General features: G+C 56.6%; 12 protein-coding genes and 1 pseudogene. 4 read left to right on the top strand and 9 right to left on the bottom strand.

The features are described 5' to 3' along the window. Positions 1-26 precede the first annotated feature (26 nt). From HND91_RS21545 to HND91_RS21535, 3 genes and pseudogenes are all read left to right on the top strand, one after another. Positions 27-1,236, top strand: a pseudogene (locus HND91_RS21545) (IS3 family transposase). A gap of 551 nt (positions 1,237-1,787) precedes the next feature. Beyond that, positions 1,788-2,870 carry a GDP-mannose 4,6-dehydratase gene (gene gmd / locus HND91_RS21540; RefSeq protein WP_181708675.1) on the top strand — a complete coding sequence of 361 codons (1,083 nt, stop codon included), beginning with the start codon at positions 1,788-1,790 and terminating at the stop codon, positions 2,868-2,870. A gap of 17 nt (positions 2,871-2,887) precedes the next feature. After that, positions 2,888-4,240, top strand: a complete 1,353-nt coding sequence (locus tag HND91_RS21535; protein WP_181708674.1) for a WcaI family glycosyltransferase — start codon at positions 2,888-2,890, stop codon at positions 4,238-4,240. Positions 4,241-5,342: 1,102 nt separating this feature from the next. On the opposite strand, the gene HND91_RS21530 is transcribed toward HND91_RS21535, so the two are convergent. The 6 genes from HND91_RS21530 to HND91_RS21505 all read right to left on the bottom strand — a co-directional run bounded on the left by HND91_RS21530 (position 5,343) and on the right by HND91_RS21505 (position 16,073). Beyond that, positions 5,343-7,625: a polysaccharide biosynthesis tyrosine autokinase gene (locus tag HND91_RS21530; RefSeq protein ID WP_281379146.1), complete on the bottom strand. Its 2,283-nt coding sequence runs from the start codon at positions 7,623-7,625 to the stop codon at positions 5,343-5,345. A 76-nt stretch (positions 7,626-7,701) separates the two neighbouring features. Next, positions 7,702-8,691, bottom strand: coding sequence for a GDP-L-fucose synthase (gene fcl / locus HND91_RS21525; protein ID WP_281379145.1), 990 nt, complete (start codon positions 8,689-8,691; stop codon positions 7,702-7,704). 425 nt (positions 8,692-9,116) lie between these two features. Beyond that, entirely contained in the window at positions 9,117-10,265 is a 1,149-nt protein-coding gene (locus tag HND91_RS21520) for a glycosyltransferase family 2 protein (protein ID WP_181708671.1), read from the bottom strand. After that, on the bottom strand, positions 10,259-11,965 hold the full coding sequence (locus HND91_RS21515; RefSeq protein WP_181708670.1) for an ATP-binding cassette domain-containing protein: 1,707 nt from the start codon (positions 11,963-11,965) through the stop codon (positions 10,259-10,261). Before HND91_RS21515 ends, HND91_RS21520 begins: the two co-directional genes overlap by 7 nt. 59 nt (positions 11,966-12,024) lie before the next feature. Further along, a complete protein-coding gene (locus tag HND91_RS23280) occupies positions 12,025-15,039 on the bottom strand; it encodes a glycosyltransferase (protein WP_181708669.1) in 3,015 nt (1,004 codons plus the stop codon). Further along, a complete protein-coding gene (locus HND91_RS21505; RefSeq protein WP_181708668.1) occupies positions 15,036-16,073 on the bottom strand; it encodes an NAD-dependent epimerase/dehydratase family protein in 1,038 nt (345 codons plus the stop codon). Before HND91_RS21505 ends, HND91_RS23280 begins: the two co-directional genes overlap by 4 nt. Positions 16,074-16,797: 724 nt before the next feature. Here HND91_RS21505 and HND91_RS21500 point away from each other — a divergent pair. After that, the gene (locus tag HND91_RS21500) at positions 16,798-17,862 is read left to right on the top strand and encodes a CobW family GTP-binding protein (RefSeq protein ID WP_181708667.1); all 1,065 of its coding nucleotides are present in this window, start codon (positions 16,798-16,800) and stop codon (positions 17,860-17,862) included. 31 nt (positions 17,863-17,893) lie between these two features. Here the strand turns inward: HND91_RS21500 and HND91_RS21495 are convergent, their stop codons facing one another. The 3 genes from HND91_RS21495 to HND91_RS21485 form a co-directional block, all read right to left on the bottom strand. Continuing rightward, complete coding sequence (locus tag HND91_RS21495; RefSeq protein WP_181708666.1) at positions 17,894-19,099, bottom strand: glycosyltransferase; 1,206 nt, start codon at positions 19,097-19,099, stop codon at positions 17,894-17,896. A gap of 46 nt (positions 19,100-19,145) precedes the next feature. Then, the gene (locus HND91_RS21490) at positions 19,146-20,552 is read right to left on the bottom strand and encodes a hypothetical protein (RefSeq protein WP_181708665.1); all 1,407 of its coding nucleotides are present in this window, start codon (positions 20,550-20,552) and stop codon (positions 19,146-19,148) included. A 323-nt stretch (positions 20,553-20,875) separates the two neighbouring features. Continuing rightward, positions 20,876-22,141 (bottom strand): hypothetical protein, encoded by a 1,266-nt coding sequence (locus HND91_RS21485; RefSeq protein WP_181708664.1) that lies wholly within the window; start codon positions 22,139-22,141, stop codon positions 20,876-20,878. Positions 22,142-22,382: the final 241 nt, after the last annotated feature.

The raw sequence follows: 22,382 nt of genomic DNA, 5'->3' as shown, positions 1-22,382 counted from the left end.
AGTCCGGCCTGACGAGGGACGGACAGATGAAGCGAGCACGGTTCACTGAAGACCAGATTATCGGGGTGCTGAAGGAACACGAGGCGGGCGCCAAGACGGCGGACCTCGCTCGGAAGCACGGGATCTCGGAGGCGACGCTGTACAACTGGAAGGCAAAGTACGGCGGCATGGACGTGTCCGAGGCCAAGCGGCTGAAGGCACTCGAGGATGAGAACGCGAAGCTGAAGAAGCTGCTGGCGGAGTCGATGCTTGATGCCGCCGCTCTTCGTGAACTGCTTGCAAAAAAATGGTAGGGCCCGCCGCCAAGCGCGACGCGGTCGCGCATCTGAAGGCCGTGCTCGGCCTGTCGGAGCGGCGGGCCTGCACCATCGTCTCGGCGGATCGGACGATGATCCGCTATCGCTCTCAACGGCCGATGGACACGGCACTGCGCGAGCGCCTTCGGGCTCTGGCGAGCGAACGACGCCGGTTCGGCTACCGTAGTCTCTTTGTCCTCCTGCGCCGGGACGGCGAGCTGTCGGGCATCAACCGGATCTATCGGCTCTACCGCGAGGAGGGGCTGACGGTGAGGAAGCGACGCGCCAGGCGGCGTGCCGTCGGCACCAGAGCGCCGATCCTCGTCGAGGCGAAGGCGAATGCCCGTTGGTCGGTGGACTTCGTTCACGACCAGTTGGTCTGCGGACGGCGCTTCCGGGTCCTCAACGTCGTCGATGATATGACCCGGGAGTGCCTTGCAGCGATCCCTGATACGTCCATCTCGGGGCGGCGTGTTGCACGGGAACTGACGACCCTGATCGCCCGGCGCGGCAAGCCGGGCATGATCGTCTCCAATCACGGCACGGAGTTCACCCCCGCCTTCGCGGGGGCAGGCTCTCGAACGCCATGCTCGCCTGGGCGTCCGAGCAGCGGGTGACCTGGCACTTCATCGCGCCGGGCAAGCCGATGCAGAACGCTTGACGCGAGAGCTTCAACGGCCGGAAGCGCGATGAACTCCTGAACGAGAGCCTGTTCTTCGGCCTCGACCATGCCCGGGCGAAGATCGCCGCCTGGGCGGACGACTACAACCGGAGCCGACCTCACTCGGCTCTCGGTTACCAGACCCCGGCCGCCTATGCGGCCAATCTCTCCGCAACGGTCGATCGGCTGCGCAACCCAGACCAGCTCCGCCGATCGACCATTGCTCCACCTGCGCCAGAAGGCGCACACTCCGCCGAGGCTCTAATCGCCGCTGGATGAAAGTTCAGTGGCAGGTCAGGATGCCGCACTAGGCCTCTAGAGACTAACAAAAGTGCCCAGAAGGCGATCATCCCGCTCAGTTTGTCACCTCTATTGACGCTCCTGCGTCTGTTCGGCATCGGTGTTTTGCCGAACTTCAGTGCTGGCCCATAATATGCAAGAACGTGCATCGTCGGTATGTTACGACGCCTGCAGTGGCCGGCCAAGACCAAGACCGGCGTAAGGCTAATTGGAAAGCACACCCGAACCGTCTCGCACGAGGTTGTTGAAAACCAACTGCCAATGGTATACTCGACTAACGAAGCTCCATTCCCAGTGGAGTAGATATTTTGGAGATAATACCTACAGCGCCGGCCTTCTGTTCTGGGTCAGTTTTTCATGCAGTTCAGGCGCAAGGTGTGCAGGTTCCAAGCGCACCACGGTCGCCTAATCGTTTTGCAATGGCCGCAGCAGATGTGCGAGGGAAGTAAAGCTGATGCGTTACTTCATGACGCACAATACATAGCTGCGACTGTATAATCGATCTGAGTTGTGGAATGAGGGATTGCGGAATGTCGGGGGCCGGATCGGGGAAGGGCAAAGTTGCCCTAGTTACGGGGATTACAGGTCAAGACGGGGCCTACCTCGCTCAGCTTTTGTTGAGCAAGGGTTATGAGGTACATGGGATCAAGCGCCGCGCGTCGTCGTTCAACACTGGTCGCATCGAGCATATCTACCAGGATCCGCATGAGCCTGATCCGCGGTTCATTCTCCACTACGGAGATATGACCGACGCCACAAACCTGATCCGCGTGGTCCAGGAAACACAGCCGGACGAGATCTACAACCTTGCGGCTCAGAGCCACGTTCGAGTCTCTTTTGAAACGCCGGAGTATACGGCCAACGCCGACGGCATTGGCACGCTTCGTCTCCTCGAAGCCATCCGAATTCTTGGTATGGAGAAGCGGACGCGCTTCTATCAAGCATCGACTTCAGAGCTCTATGGCCTCGTTCAGGAAGTTCCGCAGCGCGAGACCACTCCGTTTTATCCGCGCTCGCCGTACGCAGCCGCAAAGCTTTACGCCTACTGGATCGTGGTGAACTACCGCGAGGCCTACGGCATGCATGCCTCGAACGGCATCCTCTTCAACCACGAAAGCCCGCTTCGCGGCGAGACTTTCGTTACGCGGAAGATCACACGGGCAGCTGCTGCTATTCGTCTCGGCAAGCAGGAGAAGCTTTATCTCGGCAATCTCGATGCTAAGCGCGATTGGGGCCATGCTCGCGAGTACGTTCGTGGCATGTGGCTTATGATGCAGCAGGAACGGCCTGACGACTACGTCCTTGCGACCGGGTACACCACGGAAGTGCGCCAGTTTGTTTCCTGGGCGTTTGAAGACGTCGGTATTCGGCTGGAATGGCGAGGCACCGGCATCGACGAGAAAGGCTACGACTATCTGAACGGCCGCTGCCTGGTTGAGATCGATCCTCGATACTTCCGTCCCACCGAAGTCGACCTTCTGATTGGCGATCCGACCAAGGCTAAAGAAAAGCTTGGGTGGACACATGAAACGACCGCCCGGGATCTATGCCGAGAGATGGTCAACGAGGATCTCAAGGTGATGCAGTCGTCGACCGTCATGAAGGACGCCTGAGGTCGACCATCTGCGCCATGTTCAAGCCGGAGCCGCCCGTGACCAATCATGCACTCCTCGATACGGCCCAAGTAGCCGATATCATTCCGCATGATGCGGCTACGGGCGGCACTCTTTCCGGTCAGCGGATCGTCGTATACGGCATGAACTATTCACCGGAATTTGCCGGCGTCGGCAAGTACACGGGCGAGATCGTCGAACACTTCGCCGCGGAAGGCGCCGATGTGGCGGTGATCACAACGCCGCCTCATTACCCAGGCTGGGCCGTTCAGACCGGCTACGCAAATCGTTTCAGCGCACAGACTCGCTCTCGCCTGGCGGTTTACCGCTGCCCACTGACTCTCGGCAAAAAGATGCGTGGGATCTGGAGGCTTGTTGCACCGGTAACTTTTGCGCTCACGTCTGCTCCGGTTGCGATCTGGCAGATTCTCCGGCGTAAGCCGGACGTGGTTTTTATCGTTGAGCCGACGCTGTTTGCCGCACCGGCAGCCCTTCTTGCTGCGCGCCTAGTTGGGGCCCACACGGTTCTGCACGTTCAAGACTTAGAGGTCGATGCAGCATTTGCTATTGGACATCTTTCGGACTTCAAGCTCCTGAAGGCCATTGGCTCGGCGTTCGAACGCGCCTGCTTGGCTCAACTCGATACTGTGGTGACGATTTCAGACCGCATGGCGGACAAGCTTGCCCAGAAGGGCGTACCTCGGGAGCGCCTTGCGATCGTTCGCAATTGGGTTGACCTCGATCACATACGTCCACTTGCTGGGCCAAATCCGTATAGGTCAGAGCTTGGTTATTCGGAAGACGATTTCATCGTCCTCTATTCCGGCAACATCGGCGCCAAGCAAGGTTTATCGGTGCTTCTGGACGCAGCCGAGATGCTGGTCAGCGATCCGCGGATCAAGTTCATCGTCGCCGGTGAGGGCCCCGCGAAAGCTCACCTAACCAAGCGCTACGGCCATCAGCCGAATATTCGATTTTTACCTTTTCAGCCCTATGAAAAGCTCAATGCCTTTCTGAACCTCCCAGATCTTCATGCCTTGACCCAAGATCCTGGCGCAGCAGATCTTGTGTTGCCCTCCAAGCTTGGTGGTATGCTGGCAAGCGGCAGGTCGATCGTTGTAACGGCGGACGACGGCACTGAGCTCGCGGATTTTGTGCGCGGGGCGGCAACAGTGGTCCAGCCGGGCAGCGCTACGGCTCTGGCAAGCGCGATCAGAGCAGCTGCCTACAGCATCGATGTTACTGGTCAGCGGGCCGTTGCGGCAGCGAAAGCGCGCGAACTCGGCAAGCGTAGCGCCCTGACCCACCTCGTCTCCGCGATCGGAGCTGAATGGTCAAAGTTAGTCCGTCGATCTTCCGCTGTTCGCTGAGCACCCCAAAGGACGCCACACACGCGCGAACGACTGCCTGTCCTAATGTGCAGTTCTCTTCCAGGATCCTCCGCGCTACCATTCCGGCCTGGAGTGGACCCGTTGGAAGGGTGCACACGATGAGGAGGTCCGTCCTACGGGTTCTTGAGAGGCGCTTACATGCTGCAGGCGCTCCAAGGAGAAGTACATTCAGGTCCTGAACGGGCCTGGCGGGCGATCAGCCTTCGCAAGCCGCCAAGGTGACCTGACCTTAAGCTTTATCAGCGATGAGCTCGTCACCGGCCGGAAGATCTAAGTCCTATCCTCGCGTCCCTGACACTTACACGCCGATCACGGCCGCGCTCGCGCCGCGGTTCGAATGCAAGCAGAAGGCGGCGTGGCAGTGCTCGAGTACGTGGGCTGGAACAGAAGTAGCCCGAGAGTAATGCGGGTCGACCTGGGCGCCAACTCCTGGTCGTGCGACCCCGACGTTCGGCCTGCCAGCGCGGCGGTGTGCCCCACTGCTCTCGACCAGGGGAGCATCGCGACAACCGTCTGATCGAGGGCACTTTGGAAAGCTCGCGCGGAGTGCCCGAGTTCCCCTCCCAACTCGTAGAGCGTACTGACGCTCGTCAGACCGAAAGCTCTGCGCCAAGCTTACGATCAAGAGCACCCGCACGGCATGATCGACTGCAATTCGCCCGTCGCCGCTTTCAAGTTGCGCTAATGGCAAACCATTGGACAAGGACGGCAGCTTCCCTTGGGCCAAATAGCCGGGCGCTCCAAAGGCTCGGAAGCGGCTGACAATCGAACGAATTACGACGATTGCAGCGCACGCGGTCGGCGACGCGTCCAGGCAAATCCGCCTAGGCGTACTTGGACCAGCAAGTGATCCATAGCGTTGATCAGCTATGGACGCCTCACGCCATTGCTATAGGCCAGCATGAAATGCCGTCATTCGGAGCACGACCGCCTGAACTAGGCAACAACGCAAAAGCGGCCTACGGATAGACGCCCATTACTAAACAAACAGATCGGACTGCAGCCACTATTCCCGCGATCGATGGCTCTGGCTTCTGAGATCGCCTCGCCACGCCAGAAACACGGCCGCAAAGTCCGCATTTTAGTTTTTGACGTAGTAGCTATTGTAGGTGTTGCGGTAATACTCCACGGATCCGTAGTAAGCGTAATATTTCATTCGTCCCAGATCGGTCTTGTTTAGAAGAACACCGCTGCACTTGCTGAACACTTCCCGCTCCGCCTCCACAAGCGTCTTGATCACCTTGCGAGAGGTTACTCCCCATTCGACCACGAAGAGGAACTGATCGACACTCGGCGCTATGGAACGGGCGTCGATCACCGGAGCCAATGGGGGAAGATCGACCACTATGTAGTCGAAGTGCTCGCGCGCCTTCGCCAGAAATGGGCCGATTAGTCGGTGATCCAGATTACGATCGCTCGGATTCGCCTTGGCTGCGAACGAGGGCAACATCAGAAGCCCGGTTTCAGGATCGGTCAGAACCGCCTCTCCGAGGGTGGCCTCATTGCGGAGCACCTCATGGAGCCCTGCAGTCGCGTCGCGTACAGCAAGTTGCGTAAGCCCAGGACGCCTCAAATCGGCGTCGACCAGTAGCGTCTTATATCCCGCACTCGCCAAGCTGTTAGCGTAATTGGCTGAGATCGTTGTCTTGCCCTCACCGGGTAACGACGACACGATCCCGACGACCACAGCTCCTGCGGCGGCGCCCTCGCGCTTTTCGGTTGCAAGTCGGCACGAGCGGATCGTTTCTGCGAACTGGGACAGCGGGTGTTTGACCGCAAACTGCCCGGTATGGTCAGTGTAGACCACGTGGGGTCGACTATCTGAACCAGCACGAACGCGGTCAGCGAGATCAGTCCCCATGTCACCAACGATTACCGGTGCATAACCCAGGAAGCGAAGGCGCAGATCCGACTTAACTAGATCGCCGTTCTTGTAGCTGACGTCGCGCAGCTCCCGCATGGCGCCCGCGGCGGCTCCAACAGCCCCGCCAAGCAGGAACGCTAGACCGAGTATAAGCGGCTTCTTCGGATGCGACGGGCCGGCCGGCAGCTGGGGTTCGTTGACGAGTTCTGCCACGACAACTGGCAGAGCGGCCTGCTGGTTCACTTCCTGCAAACGCGACAGCATGGACTCGTAAATGGAACGGTAGACCTGGGACTCCCGCTCCAACTCGCGCAGCTGAACCATGACCTGATTGGACTGGCTCGTAACCCCGGACGCCTGTTCGACGGCTTGCCGAAGCGAATTCTCTCGCGCTTGCGCAACCGCGAGCTCGTTCTTGTAGCTGTCTTCGATCCTCCGCAGTTCCTCGAACATCAGCCGGCTGTATTCCGCCATCTCGGCGCGGAGCTTCACTGCCTGCAGGTGCTCCGGCCCGAGTTGCGCGGAAATCTCTGATTGGCGCTTGGACGCCTCCAGATACTCCTTCCGCAGGGTCGTGATCAGCGAGCTGTCAAGGGCATCGACGATCACGGCGTTCGTATCGCCGGAAGCAATGATGTCTGTGACCCGCTCGTACTTAGCACGCGCCTGCGCCGTTGCAGCTTCAGCATCCAGCAACTGCTTATTCACGTTGCCAAGAGCCTGGTCAGATACGAGCTGGCCGTTGGTTTCCAGAAGCGCGTTTTCCGCTCGGAAATTCTGAACGGCCGTGTCTGCCGCTAGAACCTTCGCGCGAAGTTCCTCGATCCGCCCCTGCAGCCAGGCACTCGAGGTTTCTGCAGATTGGACCTTTTTCTGCGCATGGTCCTCAACAAACGAGTCCGCTATAGCTTTCACAAGGGCCGTCGCGCGCACGGGATCGGTGTCATCGTAGGACACGCTGATAACATTGGTCCGACCGACGCGCCGAGCGGTCACATTGTCTTTGACTGAAACCAACTGCTCGGCTGCGGACGCCGCGCCGCCGCCCTTCGTTTCGCTCGCGCCGTCACTCGCCCGGGCAGATAGAAAACGTTCGAATAGCCCCGGCTCTCCGCTGGCGTACGCAACCCGGTCGTGAACCGAAAGATCGAACTCGATCTTTGCCAAGGCGCGTCCGATGATCCGGTCTGATCGGATGATTTCGATGTAGGTGAGAATATCTTCGTCTTTCACCGGTTCACCAGTGGTGCCCGCGATGTCCGATATGACCGACGTGTCAGGGCCTGAAACCACGACTTCCGCCGAGGACGTGTAGACGGGTGTCGCGGTTAAAATATATCCTACCGCTATCGCCACCGCGACCGCTACACAGGCTGCCACGACGTACCATTGGCGCCGGACGATCAGCATGATCTCGTCGACCGAGAATGCCGTAGAGAGAGGCTCATCTTGCCCAGCGGACGACGTACGTGGACTCGGGCTTACATCGCGGTATGTCATCAGTTGCCCACCTAAAACTTATGCTGAAAGGTTTGCGTTAAAAATGCCGTGTGCGGCTACCACCGATTTGTCACGCCTAAACAGTTTGCGAAAGTGCAGCGTTAAGTTCTGCTCCACGTACAGCAACTTCACCGGCGAGAAAAGCCTTGTATGTACCACGGATTCCCTCTTCTAGGCCGATGCTCGGCTTCCAACCCATTGCGCGAAGCTTGTCGGCGCTCATTAACTTGCGCGGCGTTCCGTCCGGCTTGCTGAGATCGTGAGTGATTTTGCCGTTGAATCCGACAACGCTGCAGACGATCTCGGTCAGTTCCAGGATGGTAATATCCTCGCCTGAGCCAACGTTAACGTGTTCGTAACCAGAGTACGTCTCGAGTAAGAATGTAAGCGCGTCAGCACAGTCGTCGCAATGAAGAAATTCCCGACGCGGCGTGCCCGACCCCCACACAACCAACTCTCGATCGCCGCGGACTTTCGCTTCGTGGGCTTTCCGGATCAGAGCGGGCATAACGTGGCCCGTCATAAGGTCGAAATTGTCACCGGGACCGTAAAGGTTCGTAGGCATCGCGGAGATGTAATCGCGCCCGTACTGCTTCCGATATGCCTGAGTAAGCTTGATGCCGGCGATCTTCGCGATTGCGTACCATTCATTCGTGGGCTCGAGCGGGCCGGTTAGGAGCGCTTCCTCGCGAATTGGTTGCTCGGCAAGCTTCGGGTAAATGCACGACGAGCCGAGGAACAAGAGTCTGTTGACGTCAGCCCGATGGGCGGCCTCGACTAAGTTGGCTGCGATCATCAGATTGTCATACAGAAACTCGGCAGGCAATCTGTCGTTGGCTAGGATGCCGCCGACTCTTGCGGCAGCGATCACGATCGCATCGGGACGGATATCCGAAATGAGACGCTCAACGGCCGCTTGACATTTCAGATCGACCGCTGCTCGATCTGCCGTCACTACGTCGCAGTCTTGCGTCCCTAGCCGTCTGACAAGCGCGCTGCCCACCATGCCTCGGTGTCCAGCGACAAAGATGCGCTTACCCTGTAGGGCGTAATGGGTCGTGCTCAAAACTCATACCTCGGTCAGCCACCGGTCGCGGACACGGCGGGAACAAACGCTAATATTTGGTGGTGTGCAATCCGTTTGAAGGCTTACACCTAACAACGCGAGCTTAGCATTGTGCGGCGCACAGTCGCCTGGGTCAATGCCCATAAAGCCCGCCATCTAAACGGCTCGCCTCTACAATCGGCCTGTCATAGTCGTGTGAATATTAGCGCAGATTTCTGCCTGCTATGTGAGCTGTTTCCCTTCTTTAAGCCGTGGGGCTGTGAGGTGGTCCCTGAGATATGGACGTTCTGCGAACCTTGGTTTCGGCTGAGAGAGTACGGGCCCGATTATGGGAACGTTAGGCGTTGTTCCGGGAATACATAAGGCGAAGCTTGACTGGTAGCGATCGGGAGCGAGACGACGGCCTCACCCCACCTCTCAATTTGCTACTGCTGCGAAGTGGTCGTCCGGTCGGTGTGCGGCACATGATTTTTGTCGAATGCCGCGACGGCCCGATAACCGATCCTGCGATCCATCAGCTTCAACAAGTGATAGCCCGGGCTGACAAATACTCGGGGCACGGAAGGAGACTCGACTGGTGCGCTCGCGCCCTCGAACGGCTGGCCGGGGGTGCCTTTCGGAATGCGCTGCCGCGACTGTAGGACGCGCTCGATGCGCAGGAGAACCGCGTGTGGTAGACAGAGTAGTAGGGCTGCGGCCGTGCCGATCGTCGACACCAATGGCTCTGGCCTTTGAATGAGGAAAGCCAAACCGTCGCGCTTTAGCCCGAAGCGTAGCAGTATGCCTACCTCCTTTAGCATGGACCAGTCGACGGCCCATCGCCACGGCCAAGCGATATACGGACGTATTTCGGCTAGAGCTAGGACCCTGGAGCGCTTCATGGCCACTATGTTGGCGGACATGTTCTCGGGATGCCGCCGGTATCCGATCAGATACTCCGGAACATGGACGTATTCGCCATTCAGCGCGAGTTTCAGCTGGATGAGGAAGTCTTCGCAGCCCTGGGCCCCCCGAGCGCGCAAGGAAGGCTCATACGGCGCGTCCCATGTCACGGCATTACGACGAAACGTCATGCCGCTTCCGTTCCCTACTGCATTGTAGAAAAGATGGCGGAAGAGCACGCAGCCAGTCATGTGATAGTCATGGGAAGCAGAGATTACCAGCCCCTCCTCGTCGACGATGTAGAATGGTGAATAGACAACTACTGCACTCTCGCCTGCGGCTTCCAAAGCCTCGATGTGACGCGCGAGACGCTCTCTGTGCCACAGGTCGTCGGCATCGATCGGGGCTATGTAACGACCGGTCGCGATCCGGATCCCGTGATTGCGGGCGGAAGCAACGCCCGCGTTCTGTTGCGAGACGACGCGGACACGAGGATCAGCGGCTGCGTAGCTGTGGGCAATTTCTAGGGTGTCGTCGGTCGAACCATCGTCCACGATGATAACCTCGAAGTTCGTGAACGACTGTGCTAGTATCGAATGAATGCTGGCCTTGATTAGTCCTGAGGCGTTGTAGGCTGGCATGACTACCGACACCAGCGGTGAAGGTGCCGCCTCGCAGAGGGCTGTCACCATGTTGCGGGTTCCGGATTGACAGAGGACGCCCGAGTAGGGTCGTTTATCTCGATGAAGTTGTCCATGAAGCGCAGAGTCGAGCGGCGGTGAGTGATTAAGACGATCGTCCGATCTCGAAAGCGTTCGATAACGGCGCGGAGGACCTCCTCCTCTGTTTCTTCGTCGAGGCCGCTCGTCGCCTCGTCGAGTACCAGGATTTCCGGCAGGCCTACGAGCCCTCGGGCTACGCTCAGCCGCTGGCGCTGACCGCCTGACAGGCGAATCGCTTCGTCACCAGCCCATTCATCGTAGCCGTCGGGGAGGAAGTTGATATATCGGTCTGCACCCGCGAGATTCGCCGCCGCACGGATATCCTTTTCATCGAACGAGCGGTGAAAGCGAATGTTTTCACTGATGGTTCCCTCGATCAGTTCAACATCCTGTCCCGCAATGCTGACTAGGCGAACCCAGTCGGCGCGACGCAGAGTCGATAGGTCAACACCGTCGACTAAGATTTTGCCGCTTGTCGGCCTCTCCAGCCCGAGCAGCAGATTAACCAACGTAGTCTTACCGGAACCACTACGACCAATAATGGCTGTGCGACTACCTACCGGAATCGAGAAATTGATGTTCGACAAGCAAGGCCGCTCCGCTCCGCGGTAATGGAACCCAACCCCGCGGAATTCGATCCCGAAACGAACTGTTTCGATTCGGTAGTCTCCGCCAGTTACGTAATCTTTGTCATCCCGTGTGATGACACTCCGGATTCGTTCTAGAGGAACATCCGCTTTTATCAAAAGTAGCAAGTTGCGATTAAACTCGCGTATGTGGGGTTGCATCCGGAATAAGAGGACGGTGGCTCCTACGACGGAAGCGAAGGGAACGTCGAGCAGTGCCGGCGCGAGTACAATTGCGAAAAGTACCGCGAAGACCATCGCTTCGCTAATTGCGCCGGTAATCTGGTTGTATATCTCGGACTTTGCTAAGCTGCGCGCCGCCTGCCGCGAGAGTTCTCGGAATGTCTGTCGATTCACCTCCTCGACCCCAAATGCGCGCACGGCTTTGAAGGCCTGGAGCGACGACCAACTAATCCGGGTCAACTGCTCAAGGACGATGCTCGTGGCGCGCCCGAGGCGGTGGTAACTATTCGCGAACAGGCTCATCGCGAGGCTATGGAGGACGCCTGCGAAGATCGCGATCAAAGCGATTTGCCAGGATGTCGCCAGCAAAACACCACCGAAAAGCACAATCGTGCTTACGTTGATACCGGTACGCACAATCGCGGTGTGGGCGCCGGCTACCTCATACGATTCGGTGGCCAGGATAGTGATAAGTTCGCCCCGGTCATGGCGTGAGACATCCTGCAGCGAGATGTCGAGAAGCTGGTCGTAGAGCTGGTTGCGAATTGATTCACTAATCGCGTGGGACACCCTCGCATTCCAGACACCATTGACTAATGTCAGAATGATCTTTGAGGAAAGCGCAACCAGGAGGATCGTGACGACAAGCCCTCGGGACGATGCGGTCTCATCAAAGCCGGACAGAATCTGGAGGCTGGATAGCACAGTAACTGTGCCATCTGGATTGGCTAGCGAGAACAGCGCGGCGACAAGGAGGGTTATGCCGACTGTCTCCGCGAGGCCAGCCGCAATACCGATTCCGATCATTAGGAACGTGGTGAGGCGAACCTCCGGAACTAGCCGGAACAGTTCGCGCGCCACGGCCAGAGCAGATTTTCCCGAGCGGCCACTCCGGAGGGACAGTAGACTGACAATACCTCTCACTTTGCCTGCTCCGAACGATTAGCGGCCGCTAGATCGCCCGCACGGCCTAGGAGCGCCGCTAGTTGTTCGGGCGACGTGTCACCCTGAACTTCAATACGAGGCATACGCAGGAGAGGATCCAAAGGCCCCGCAACACCGTGCGCTGTTGAAAAAGCAACCCGATAGCCCGCCCGTCGAAGGATCGGCATTGATCGGGCGTCGTAGACGCCGAAAGGCGCTGCCATGGTGACCACGGGTTGACTGAGTTCGCGTTCCAACATTCGGCGCGAGCCGACTGCCTCAGCCAGGAGTTCGTGCCCGGCCAAGTGGGACATCGGCTTGTGCGTAGCAAGGTGCGAGCCAAATCGAGTTCCGCGGCCGGCAAGTTGGCGTATAGTGGACCAGCTCATGAGAGGCGCTGGTTCGCCATAGTACGAATCCCAATCAGCGCGACCGCCAACACGGTTAGTTACTACGAAGACCTCAGCGGTGAAGTCATTTCGTTCTAACGCCGGTTGAGCGTACTCAGCGAAATCCTCGTATCCATCATCGAAGGTGATCACCACTGGTCGGCCCGGTAGCGTGCGCCCGGCTACCCGCGCGTCTGCGAAGGCACGACTAGAGATAGAATGATAACCGAGGCGGCGGAGCATTCGGAGCTGTTCGAGAAACAAATCGGGCGTTACTCGGTAGCGGGTGAGAGCGGCCGGGCCATCGGCGGCAACTCGATGATACATGAGAACTGGTACTTGTGCGGTACGTTCGGTGCGATAAACCTTAGAACGGCTTGCGATCGCGCCGCCATAAACAACGGTGCGCTCTACTTCCGGGTCAAGAGGGACACCATGGTTTCCGGTCCGGATAACGGGCTGCGAGTTCTTGGAACACGGCGTAGACTTGCGAAAGCGGTGAATCGCGTAGAGTTCCGTCTCGAGTGTTTCCTCAAGAGTGAAACCCGGAACGGCAGACAAGGCCGCCACGATGCCGGCTACGCCGAAAGGATTGTCCCAGTCGAAGCCTGTACGGCTGGGCTCGTCGACGAGGAGGTGGGCGTGCGCAGTAACGAAGCATCCGCCTGGCTTAAGCGCATCCGCGACTCGCGCGGCAAAGGTGTCGAGCTGTGCCTGATCTCGGAGGTAATATAGAACCTCTGAACAGATGATCAGATCCATTCCCTGGGGAAACGGGTCTGAACTGAGATCGAATAGGCGAAACTCAACCTCAGGTCTGTCACTGCAGCGCTCTGCGGCGCGCTCGATCGCCTTTGGGGAGATGTCGACGGCCAGAAGGTGCTCCACACCCCGTTCGGCCAATAGCAGCGTGAACAGTCCCTCAGCGCAAGCAATCTCCATGGTGCGGCCAAGCTGCCCCGGTGGAAGGATCTCCAATGTCTGGCGATATTTTTCCACCTCATAGGCCGAAGTGTAATTCCAGGGATCCTCCGACGCGAAAATCGCGTCCCAGTAAGCCGGCTCGTTCACACTGGCAGCAGTGGTATCTTTCAACGCTATGGCCCTGGTAGTCACCATAGCCGGTGCTTTGAGCACGGGATTCGATGCTGGGAGAGGAGGACCCGCCTCCGGCATTGGCCACCCTCCAAAGAGATCCGCGACGGCGTCACTAAGGCAATCGCGCAGCAGGCCCAAAAAGCGCTTCCGCCGGTCCCCGTGCCGCCGTAGCCGGGCTATACGGCGCAAGTTACGTAGCAGAGCGCAGATCATGGCGAACGTAAGACGCGTCCTGCCTCCGGCGGCATCGATCGACCACCCCCAACCTGATTCAGCAGCGAGACTGCCAACGACGGATGTGAGTGAGACGGAGCCGTCGAGCGGAACAACGGTAAGTAGACGCTCGTTCCGGCAAAGCGCGTGCAGTACCAACCGGCCCGTCGGCACGGGAGGCACGGTCGCGCGGGCAAGATCAACAGCGACGACGCTCACCGGGCCGACGCTAAAATCCTTGCCGGCCGGTAAGCCGGGGGCCAGCACAGAAAGGGTGTGCTGCCACAACGCCAGCCGGGTACCCGGCCTGACGGTCTCGAACTCGCACCAGATGCGGTCGGCATAGTCACTCCACTGCCCGGCTGCGGCCACGAGTTCAGCCGTCGAGCGAACCTTTAGCGCAATCCGAACGCCATGAAGGAACGATGCGGCAATGATGTTCTCGTAGCCAAGAATTTCTTGCCGACCGGGCAATAGGGCGAGTAGGTCGCCAGGATTGACTGCCCGGTTGAGGCATGTAGCGGCAGCCCAGACGGCAGTCTTCACCCGGCTGATATGCGACGGAACTTCGCCCGGCAGAGCGTCAACGCCGCGTTCGGTAGCCCGGACATTGAGCATGGACCGGCCGAGGTCGATAACTTCTACCGCGTTGGCTACGAGCATGCAGGGATCGCTTGTAAGTGATCCCTCGCTAACCCGGTAGAAACTCAGAATGCGGTCTAACCTCTGGAAGCGAAGCCCACGCGCCGCGAGTCGCAGCCACATCTCCCAATCCTCACAGATCGACCGGTCTGACCGCATTCCACCGATCGCAAGATAGGCCTCACGAGGAACAACGGCACTGTGGATCGCGAGGGCGCAATGGTCCGCGAAAGCTGTGAGTGCGCGGTCACCGTCCAGATCCGGCGCTGGCATTTCGGGTAGTTCCCGACCGTCGGGCGTTACACGACGATAGCCGCAGAAAGGAATTACCGCGCCCCCTCCGGCTATCGCCTTGGGCAGCAGAACGGAAAGGAACTCGGGTGCGACCCAGTCGTCCGCGTCGAGAAAAACGAGGAAGGGCGTCGAAGCGAGCGAAACCGCATAGTTCCGGGCCGCAGCAGCTCCAGCGTTCCCCTGCTCGACAAGTAAAAGGCGGGGGTCAGTGGCGGCAATTTCCCTCACGAGAAACGCGGTTCCGTCCGTTGAGCCATCGTTCACGACGATAGCCGTCCAGTCGGCAACACTTTGGGCGCAGAGGCTCTCCCACGTGCGCCGAAAAGTAGCCGCAGCATTGTAAGCAGGGACGATAAAGGTAACTGACGCGGTCACCGATCTTCTCCCGCTGGCAACGAATCTGCCGTTTCACCCAGAAGCCGTTCGCCGAGAACGGGAGGCGGTGGAGCATCGAAGTGGAAATCAACATCTCCGAAACTTGCCCGGAACCAGCGGAGCGTTCTCGCGATACCCTCCTCGAACGGGATCCGGCACTCCCATCCCGGCAGAATCTTGCGCGCGATAGTAAGGTCGGGTCGCCTGTTAGTGGGATCCTGCGGTACCGGTGGTAGGTGCACGATGGGGACGTCGCCTACCAGGTCGGCGACATAGCGAGCCATATCAATGACGGAGACTTCGCGGTCATGCCCGATATTCAGCGGCCCCGAATACTCGAAGGTATCGCGCCAGAAAAAACGGGATAAGCCCTCCACGACGTCGTCCACATAACCCCAACTCCGGGTCTGGCTCCCGTCGCCGTACACAGTGATTGGCTGACCGGAGAGAGCCTGGGTCAAAAAATTTGAGACAGCGCGGCCGTCGTCAGGGCGGGTACGCGGACCATACACATTGAAAAGCCGCGCGACGCGAACATCTGTCTTCTTCGTCCTTTGATACTCAAAAAGAAGCGCCTCGGTGCAGCGCTTGCTCTCATCATAGGACGACCGTGGGCCGGTGCAGTCCACTGAACCCCTGTAGCTTTCCGGCTGCGGCGACACGAGCGGGTCGCCGTAGATCTCCGACGTAGACGTGAAGCCGATCCGCCCGCCCGGCACTAACAGATCGAGCAGGCGCATGGCGCCAATCAGATTGGCAGAGATGGTCCGGCGTGGTTCAGTCATGTACCACGGCGGAGACGCCGGAGACGCAAGGTGATATATTTCGTCGAACTGTTCGTACGACTGAAAGGTCTCGACATCATTGATAATAACATGAAGACGTTCGTCTCTGACATGGGCAATGTTCTGCTTGCGCCCTGTCCAAAGATTGTCTACAACTACTAGCTTATCGATGTCGCTCCTCAGAACTAGCCGATCGACGAGATGAGAGCCTAAAAAGCCACAGCCACCAGCAATAAGTATTTTTTTCATTACACATCCCTCTGCCACTGTCTCTTTCGAGAAATTGATCGGGCCTCAAATTCCCGCCCGCCTGTATACATTAATCAACTATTAAGTGCTCGGCCTATCACTGACGGATGGCGCCTGATATTCCCGATCAAACGCGCATTTAGACTCATTTGCTTCAACGCGTCTGCCCAGCAAGATAACGTGATGCCGTAGTCACGCCCTTGTGCGCTGGATGCAATTTAAAGATGCTTATCTTTCTCTTACCGAATTTTGAAAACCGTGTGCATGCGACTCTCTTCTCTCCGACGAGGTGCGACCGAAGTTTGGGGACCGAGTGTAGGAAGCCGCTCGCGTACTCAGGAAACCTAGCTCCCCCGATGCTAGCCATTCCAGGTTTGCAGTTCAAACGCAACATCGTGGAAACAACTATATCATCGAACAGCGAGGCTGGCGCGATTATACCCTCTAGAGCGCCGTGGATGGTCCGACATAACGATGTTCCAGAACGAACCCCTTCGTCGATCCTCTCCTGATCAGGCCGGGTTTCTACTCAGCGTGGACTGAAGGTTGCGGCCCGCATAACCGGAACCCTCACTAGGAAATATCAAAGCGAGCTCGGAGGCGCGGTAGATGCAGGCACACAGGGGTCTTTACAAGTCACATAGCGGCGGTAAGCTGCACTAGGCAGCGGTATTGCCACCGCTCTACGCATATGAATGCGCGTAAGGTTATCAACGAGCTGATCATGTATTTAGACGAAGCGGGCGATTGTAGTATTTTGTGGGTCGGAAAGCAACCCGTGAACGGCGGCGGCGACGAAATCTACGATTCGAAAGTCGCAAGCCACCTACCAAGTCATTTTCACTTAAACCACATGCTTCTCAAGCCGCAAAACCACAAGGAGCGTGCTATTGCGCTCCTACAAGGTTTACCGCACCCACGTTACAAGTACCGCTCCTCCGAGATTGTAAACTCGTTTATAAACGCGGCGGAAAAGAGCGATCATGTGATTATATCTTGGGAATCTTTTGACTACCTAGCCGCGTTGATTACAAGACCAGTGACTTTGATTCTGCATAATATTATTAGTGATGTTCTGCTTCAGGTCTTCGATACAAGAACAATTCCAACCATTGCAGCCGCTCATTCTAGATTCTGGGAAAGTCGCCTTTACAGGCGTCCGAATGTAAGACTCGTAGTACTGTCGAAGCGTGATGCTGCCTTAGTTCGACACTTGGCACCAGGAACTCGACCTTATATCGCCCCGCCAGGCTCACCGCCCGCAACTTTGCTACAGACGGCTGCTTTCATTCCGGAAATCGTACTGTCGGGTAGTTACGACTGGGCGCCTAAACGGCGCGACGTCTCTATGCTGCTTCGCGAGATCGAAGCTTCGAACCATTCTATGGTGTTTCGCCATGATCGACCGCTCCCAGACATAAGGGAGCTACCAGGTCTCTCGAACTTGTCTACTTTCATCCAACATGCGGAATATGCGGATGGACTACGCATCGGTCTTATACCAGATAGCTTTCTTGGCGGCTTCAAACTGAAGGCGTCCTACTATGTCGCAAATAATTGCATGGTCGCTTCGCGTTCCGACATCCGTGGTGAGTTTTCAGGATTGCCTTTCAGCGACGAATTCGTCCGATATGTTCCGAAGGTCTCCGACTTGATAAGCCTGATGAAAGAGCTTTCCGATAAAGCTGACGCGAACATGCTGCAACGCTGGTCGGTTTTCAAAAACGCCTGCGTTGACCACTTCACCTGGGCTAGAACCGCAGCTGTTATTCGCGACAGTCTCAGGTGATTCATGTTGGCGTAGGAGCGGCCTCCCGTGCTTAATCGTCGCGCGCTGTGTTCTCGATAACGTCGACGATCTGTGATTTAAGGGCAGCATCATCATACTGCTTGAAAGCTTCTATCGACGCGCGTGACATTGATTCAAGCAAGCTCCTATCACTCATAAGCTTGACGGCTGCGTCTTCCATCGCCGGAAAGTCACCAACCGGGACTACATATCCTGTGCGGCCATTGTGTATGATCTCCGGCGTACCCCCAATGTCAAAGCCTAACGCTGGCACGCCGTTACCCAATGCTTGGACCAAGGAACCTGAAAAGTTCTCGGGCCAAAGAGATGGAACCGCTAATATGTCCAACTCCTGGTAAACTCCGGCGATTAGGCTTGGTTGTATATAGCCCACGTAATCTACCCAAGTGCGTTCCTGGGCGAATTGGCGCACCTCAGTTGCCAATGCTCCGGCGCCTGCAATAACCAATCTGATTTCCGATCGCTGTCTGAGCCGGTCAGCCATCTCGAGTAGCTGCAGAATCCCCTTATCACGCTCGAGCCGCCCCACGTAACCGATAGTGAAATACTTGCTTTGCCCCCGAACCCGGGGCGTCACGTTGTATTTATTAGGGTTCGGTATCTGAAAGTATCTTGCTTGAGGTAGCCGAAGAGCGGCGCGCGTCTTATCAACGATCTGCCGGGATGGACCGATAATTGTGAGTTTCGCAACTGTATTCAAAGCGGCGCGACTGGTAGCACCGGCGACTCTGCATGCGCCACACTGTCTGGCACACGCCAGACCATTACGCGTCATGCCCTTATTGACACATATAAGGGCGTAATCGTGCAGAAAAATGACAACCGGGATTTCCAAAGCCGACACTTGCCGGATGAGATCGAACCCAAGCCCGCGAAAAGAGTGTACAATCGCAAGATCTACACGCTCGAGCTGCTTCAGCCTATGGAAGTCGCTCCTGCTGAGAGGTGCGAGAAGTTCCATCAAATAGAAAACGGATTTTGCGCTAAGTGGACCCGTTTCTAATGGCGTGTAGGGCCGCCAAGTCGAGGCGAGCCAATCGCCTTCACATCTCTCACTGATATTGCCAATCAGCTCAAACCGTTTCTTATTCTGCCATCTCAACCTGACTATCCGATGCCCCTTGGCTTCCAGAGCCTCTGCCACGTTCTGGGCCGAGATCTCTGCACCTCCTGGCTTGTCTGGGTGTAAATAACTGCCGATCTGCAAAATGTTCATCTATTCTTCACCCCAGTTCATATCATTTCTTCTCATAAAAAAAACGTCATTTGCACGTTTGTTCACGTTTCTTTTGCATGCTCACCAGTTGGTATACGTAGCGAAGCTGGCTGGCGTCTAGCAGAGCTGCCAGTATCAGAACCACGATATAATAAACGATACCTGCATTTGTCGTCCAAATTGCCAGCCCCAGTGTGGCGGTAACGAGCTTACTAAGCGAAAAGATCGACGATCGAACATCTACCGCGGTCAGGATAACTTTCATATTTCGCAAGCCATAGATGGTCAGAGACGCGAAGACAGCACACGGCAAAAGCACGATAGCAACCACTTGGAAGGTTCGCGCCGCACCGGTAGCTACAATTACGGCCGTTATCAGTGCCATCAGCGCTGACGAGACGGCTATTTCGCTTGAACGTCTGATAGACGATAGGTACACATCGTAAAGATATACTCTCAGAAAGTGAATAAAAACTGCAATCAGCACCGGAATGGCTGGTACAATAAAGTCTCCTTCGGCTCTAACCACAAATATTAATCGCGTTAGAACCAAGGAAAGCACAACGCCATACAATCCTAAAGAAAACCAGATCGACTGGAACACTGCCGAGACGACTCCAAAGGCTTCGACCGCTCCGTCTCCCCCGTGCATGTGCGATCCGTCGTAGATGAGGCGTGCGCCCCACGTGTTTAAAGTAGAACCTAGTACATTTAGGCCACGCACGGCAAGATCTACCGCGAGAAATATGGCTCCTGCAGTTTCGGCTTCGATTGACGATCCAAGGGCTAGTCGTGCGGTAGTTAAGCTGATTCCAGTGGTTATGGAACTAGACGCCAATGACCATCCCTCACCGGCCAACTTCTTCAGTACAGCGATTTCGAAGGGCGAATCCTTGGGCCATTTTGTTCTGAAGTAAACGAGGCCGTAGACTGCAGAGGAGGCTCCGAACGCGATCGCGGTGATTAGCCCATCGTTCGCTAAGATTGTGGTCGATACTGCGGTCGCACCAGTGGCGATCACTTTTAACAAAACAAAGCGGCTGTACTTACGCTGACTTCCGGTGAATCGGACGTGGGTACTTGCCATGTCTAAGATTATGCATCCGCTGCATACCACGCCGCTCGCCAGAACGAACATAGCGGTATTCGGGTCATGCAAGCAGACAAACACAGTGGCAGCTAGAACGGCAAGAGTTAATGCTGCCGCCGTTGTCCAAAGCGTGGCCATTCGGACCGCGCTAAGAAAGGCTCGTCTGAATCGCCGGCGGCGCATTCCTGCATGCCGCGCGAGAACCATTCGGAGCCATTCTGATATAAGGGCAGCAGCGAAAATCCCGATAGCCAAGGACAGAGAGAACTTCGCGTACTCCTCTACCCCGAGCAGGTTGGCTGCAACCAGAAGCAGGACCATCTGGATCGCTGCCGCGCACATAGTTGCGAATGCGGAAGTCATTCTTACTCCTCGGCAGCTGATCTGTCTTGATATCCCGATCATAACACCTGCTCTATCTTAGAAGCGCGCTTCTGCCGCTTTGGGATAGGCAAATGCCTTCATTACAAGGTGAGCAAACCTATCAAACTTACATCAGGACAATTTCCGCTATGGATCAAGCATAGCTCTGTCCGTACCCTTTCAAGGATTTTAACCTCCAGTCATCAGACCGTAGCCCGGGATGGCGGGTCGGCTACTCAAGATGATATCTGTAAATGATCAGCGACCTCCGATTTCGTAAGGTGTTTTGTGCTCCGCGATCGGCCAGGTGTTGCATAGCAGTGTCACTCTGGTTCGCTACGAAGCTTGGAAGCGGCTATGATGCATAAGAATGTTACAACGAACTTCGGCGTGTAGATCGCACCGTATGTTAAAGAGTAGCATGCAATCGCGGCTATTGCGGGAATTCTCGAACGCGGTATATCCCTTGCTACGATGCAGCCTGTGACCAATAGAATCAGGATTGACCCAAGGATACCGAAGTGTAATAGAGCAGATGCTAAAGCGTTGTTGATCGACATTCGCCAATCTATCAAAGCCGCTTCTGCTGGAACACCTAATGATATGTACTTCGATATAATTATATCCTCGGCCAATTCGATCGTTCCAGGCCCAACTCCAAATTCAGGATACTCGTTGATCACATCCCATGCGGCCAGGACTGACCCATACGTGCGGTAGGTGGTGCTGTAATCTGATCCTGAGCTGACCTTCTCCAAGCGCGTTTCTATAATATCCCCGCCGACAGCAAATAGCGCCGCAGCGGCAGTTAACACGAAAGCTGTGGATGCTATGCGGGATATAAGAAAGCGTTGGCCGCTAGTGCGATCAAATAAAGCACTTGCCATTATCACAGGAAAGGAAACTAGAACGATCGGGCTTCTTATCAAAGCAGATAGTGCCATGGCATAAAAAACGGCCCAATGGTACTTACGCTTACTCCGCCCGGACCAAACGTAAATAGTGATCATGAGAAAAGCACTTGTCGCGACGTAGGAGGTTTCAGATGTAAATAGCTTCGGACGATATCCTCCGAGTGCGGAATCTCGATCTGCCATGGCGTAAAAGTCATACTCGCGCGGATATAAATTCATGTAGTCTGCAATTACGTCCTTCAGAGGAGTTGCAATCTCCAGAAATAGCAGTGCGCAATAGCACGGTAGAAAAATCGAAACGATACTATGAACCCTTTTGCGGCCTAAACGGGCTAATGTATACGATCCGAGGTAACCAATAATCAATCCGTAGGTAAATTGCGCTGTCGCGAATGTTCTTTCTTGTAGAAAATATGAAGATTCCGGAGCGAGCAAAGCGACGGCAAAGAATACAATTGCCGGTAGCGCAACGAACACAATAAATCGCGGCGACCACACGTCGGAGTGGCACAATAAGATCACTAATCCGGGCAGCGCGGAAACCATCGGCACGGTTCCGCCGCTTATCGCCAAAGGTATGTCGGTGTAGATCCCGAAGAATAAAACGGCGGTTCCGATTATGAAAAGCGGATTCAATCGCGAGCTGGATTTGACGTTTGGAAGCAGTGCCAACACTCCTGTTATGATCGGCGTTGTCGCCTTTCGCGTTCATTGACCCATTATCGTCTATCAATCAAGCGGCAGTTGACTCGGCGCCGGTCAGCGGCAAAGATTGAAAATGGTAGCGAGGTCGCGGTACCAGGCCACGAAGGCGCGCACGCCGTCGGCGAGCGGCGTCTTCGGCGTGAAGCCGGTGAGGGCCTGCAGGAGGTCGGCGCTCGCGAAGGTGCGCGGCACGTCGCCGGGCTGCATGGGC

It is taken from the genome of Chthonobacter rhizosphaerae (assembly GCF_013839525.1).
In the GTDB taxonomy this organism is placed as follows: Bacteria; Pseudomonadota; Alphaproteobacteria; order Rhizobiales; family Pleomorphomonadaceae; genus Chthonobacter; species Chthonobacter rhizosphaerae.
This window is presented reverse-complemented; position numbering and strand designations above follow the sequence as displayed.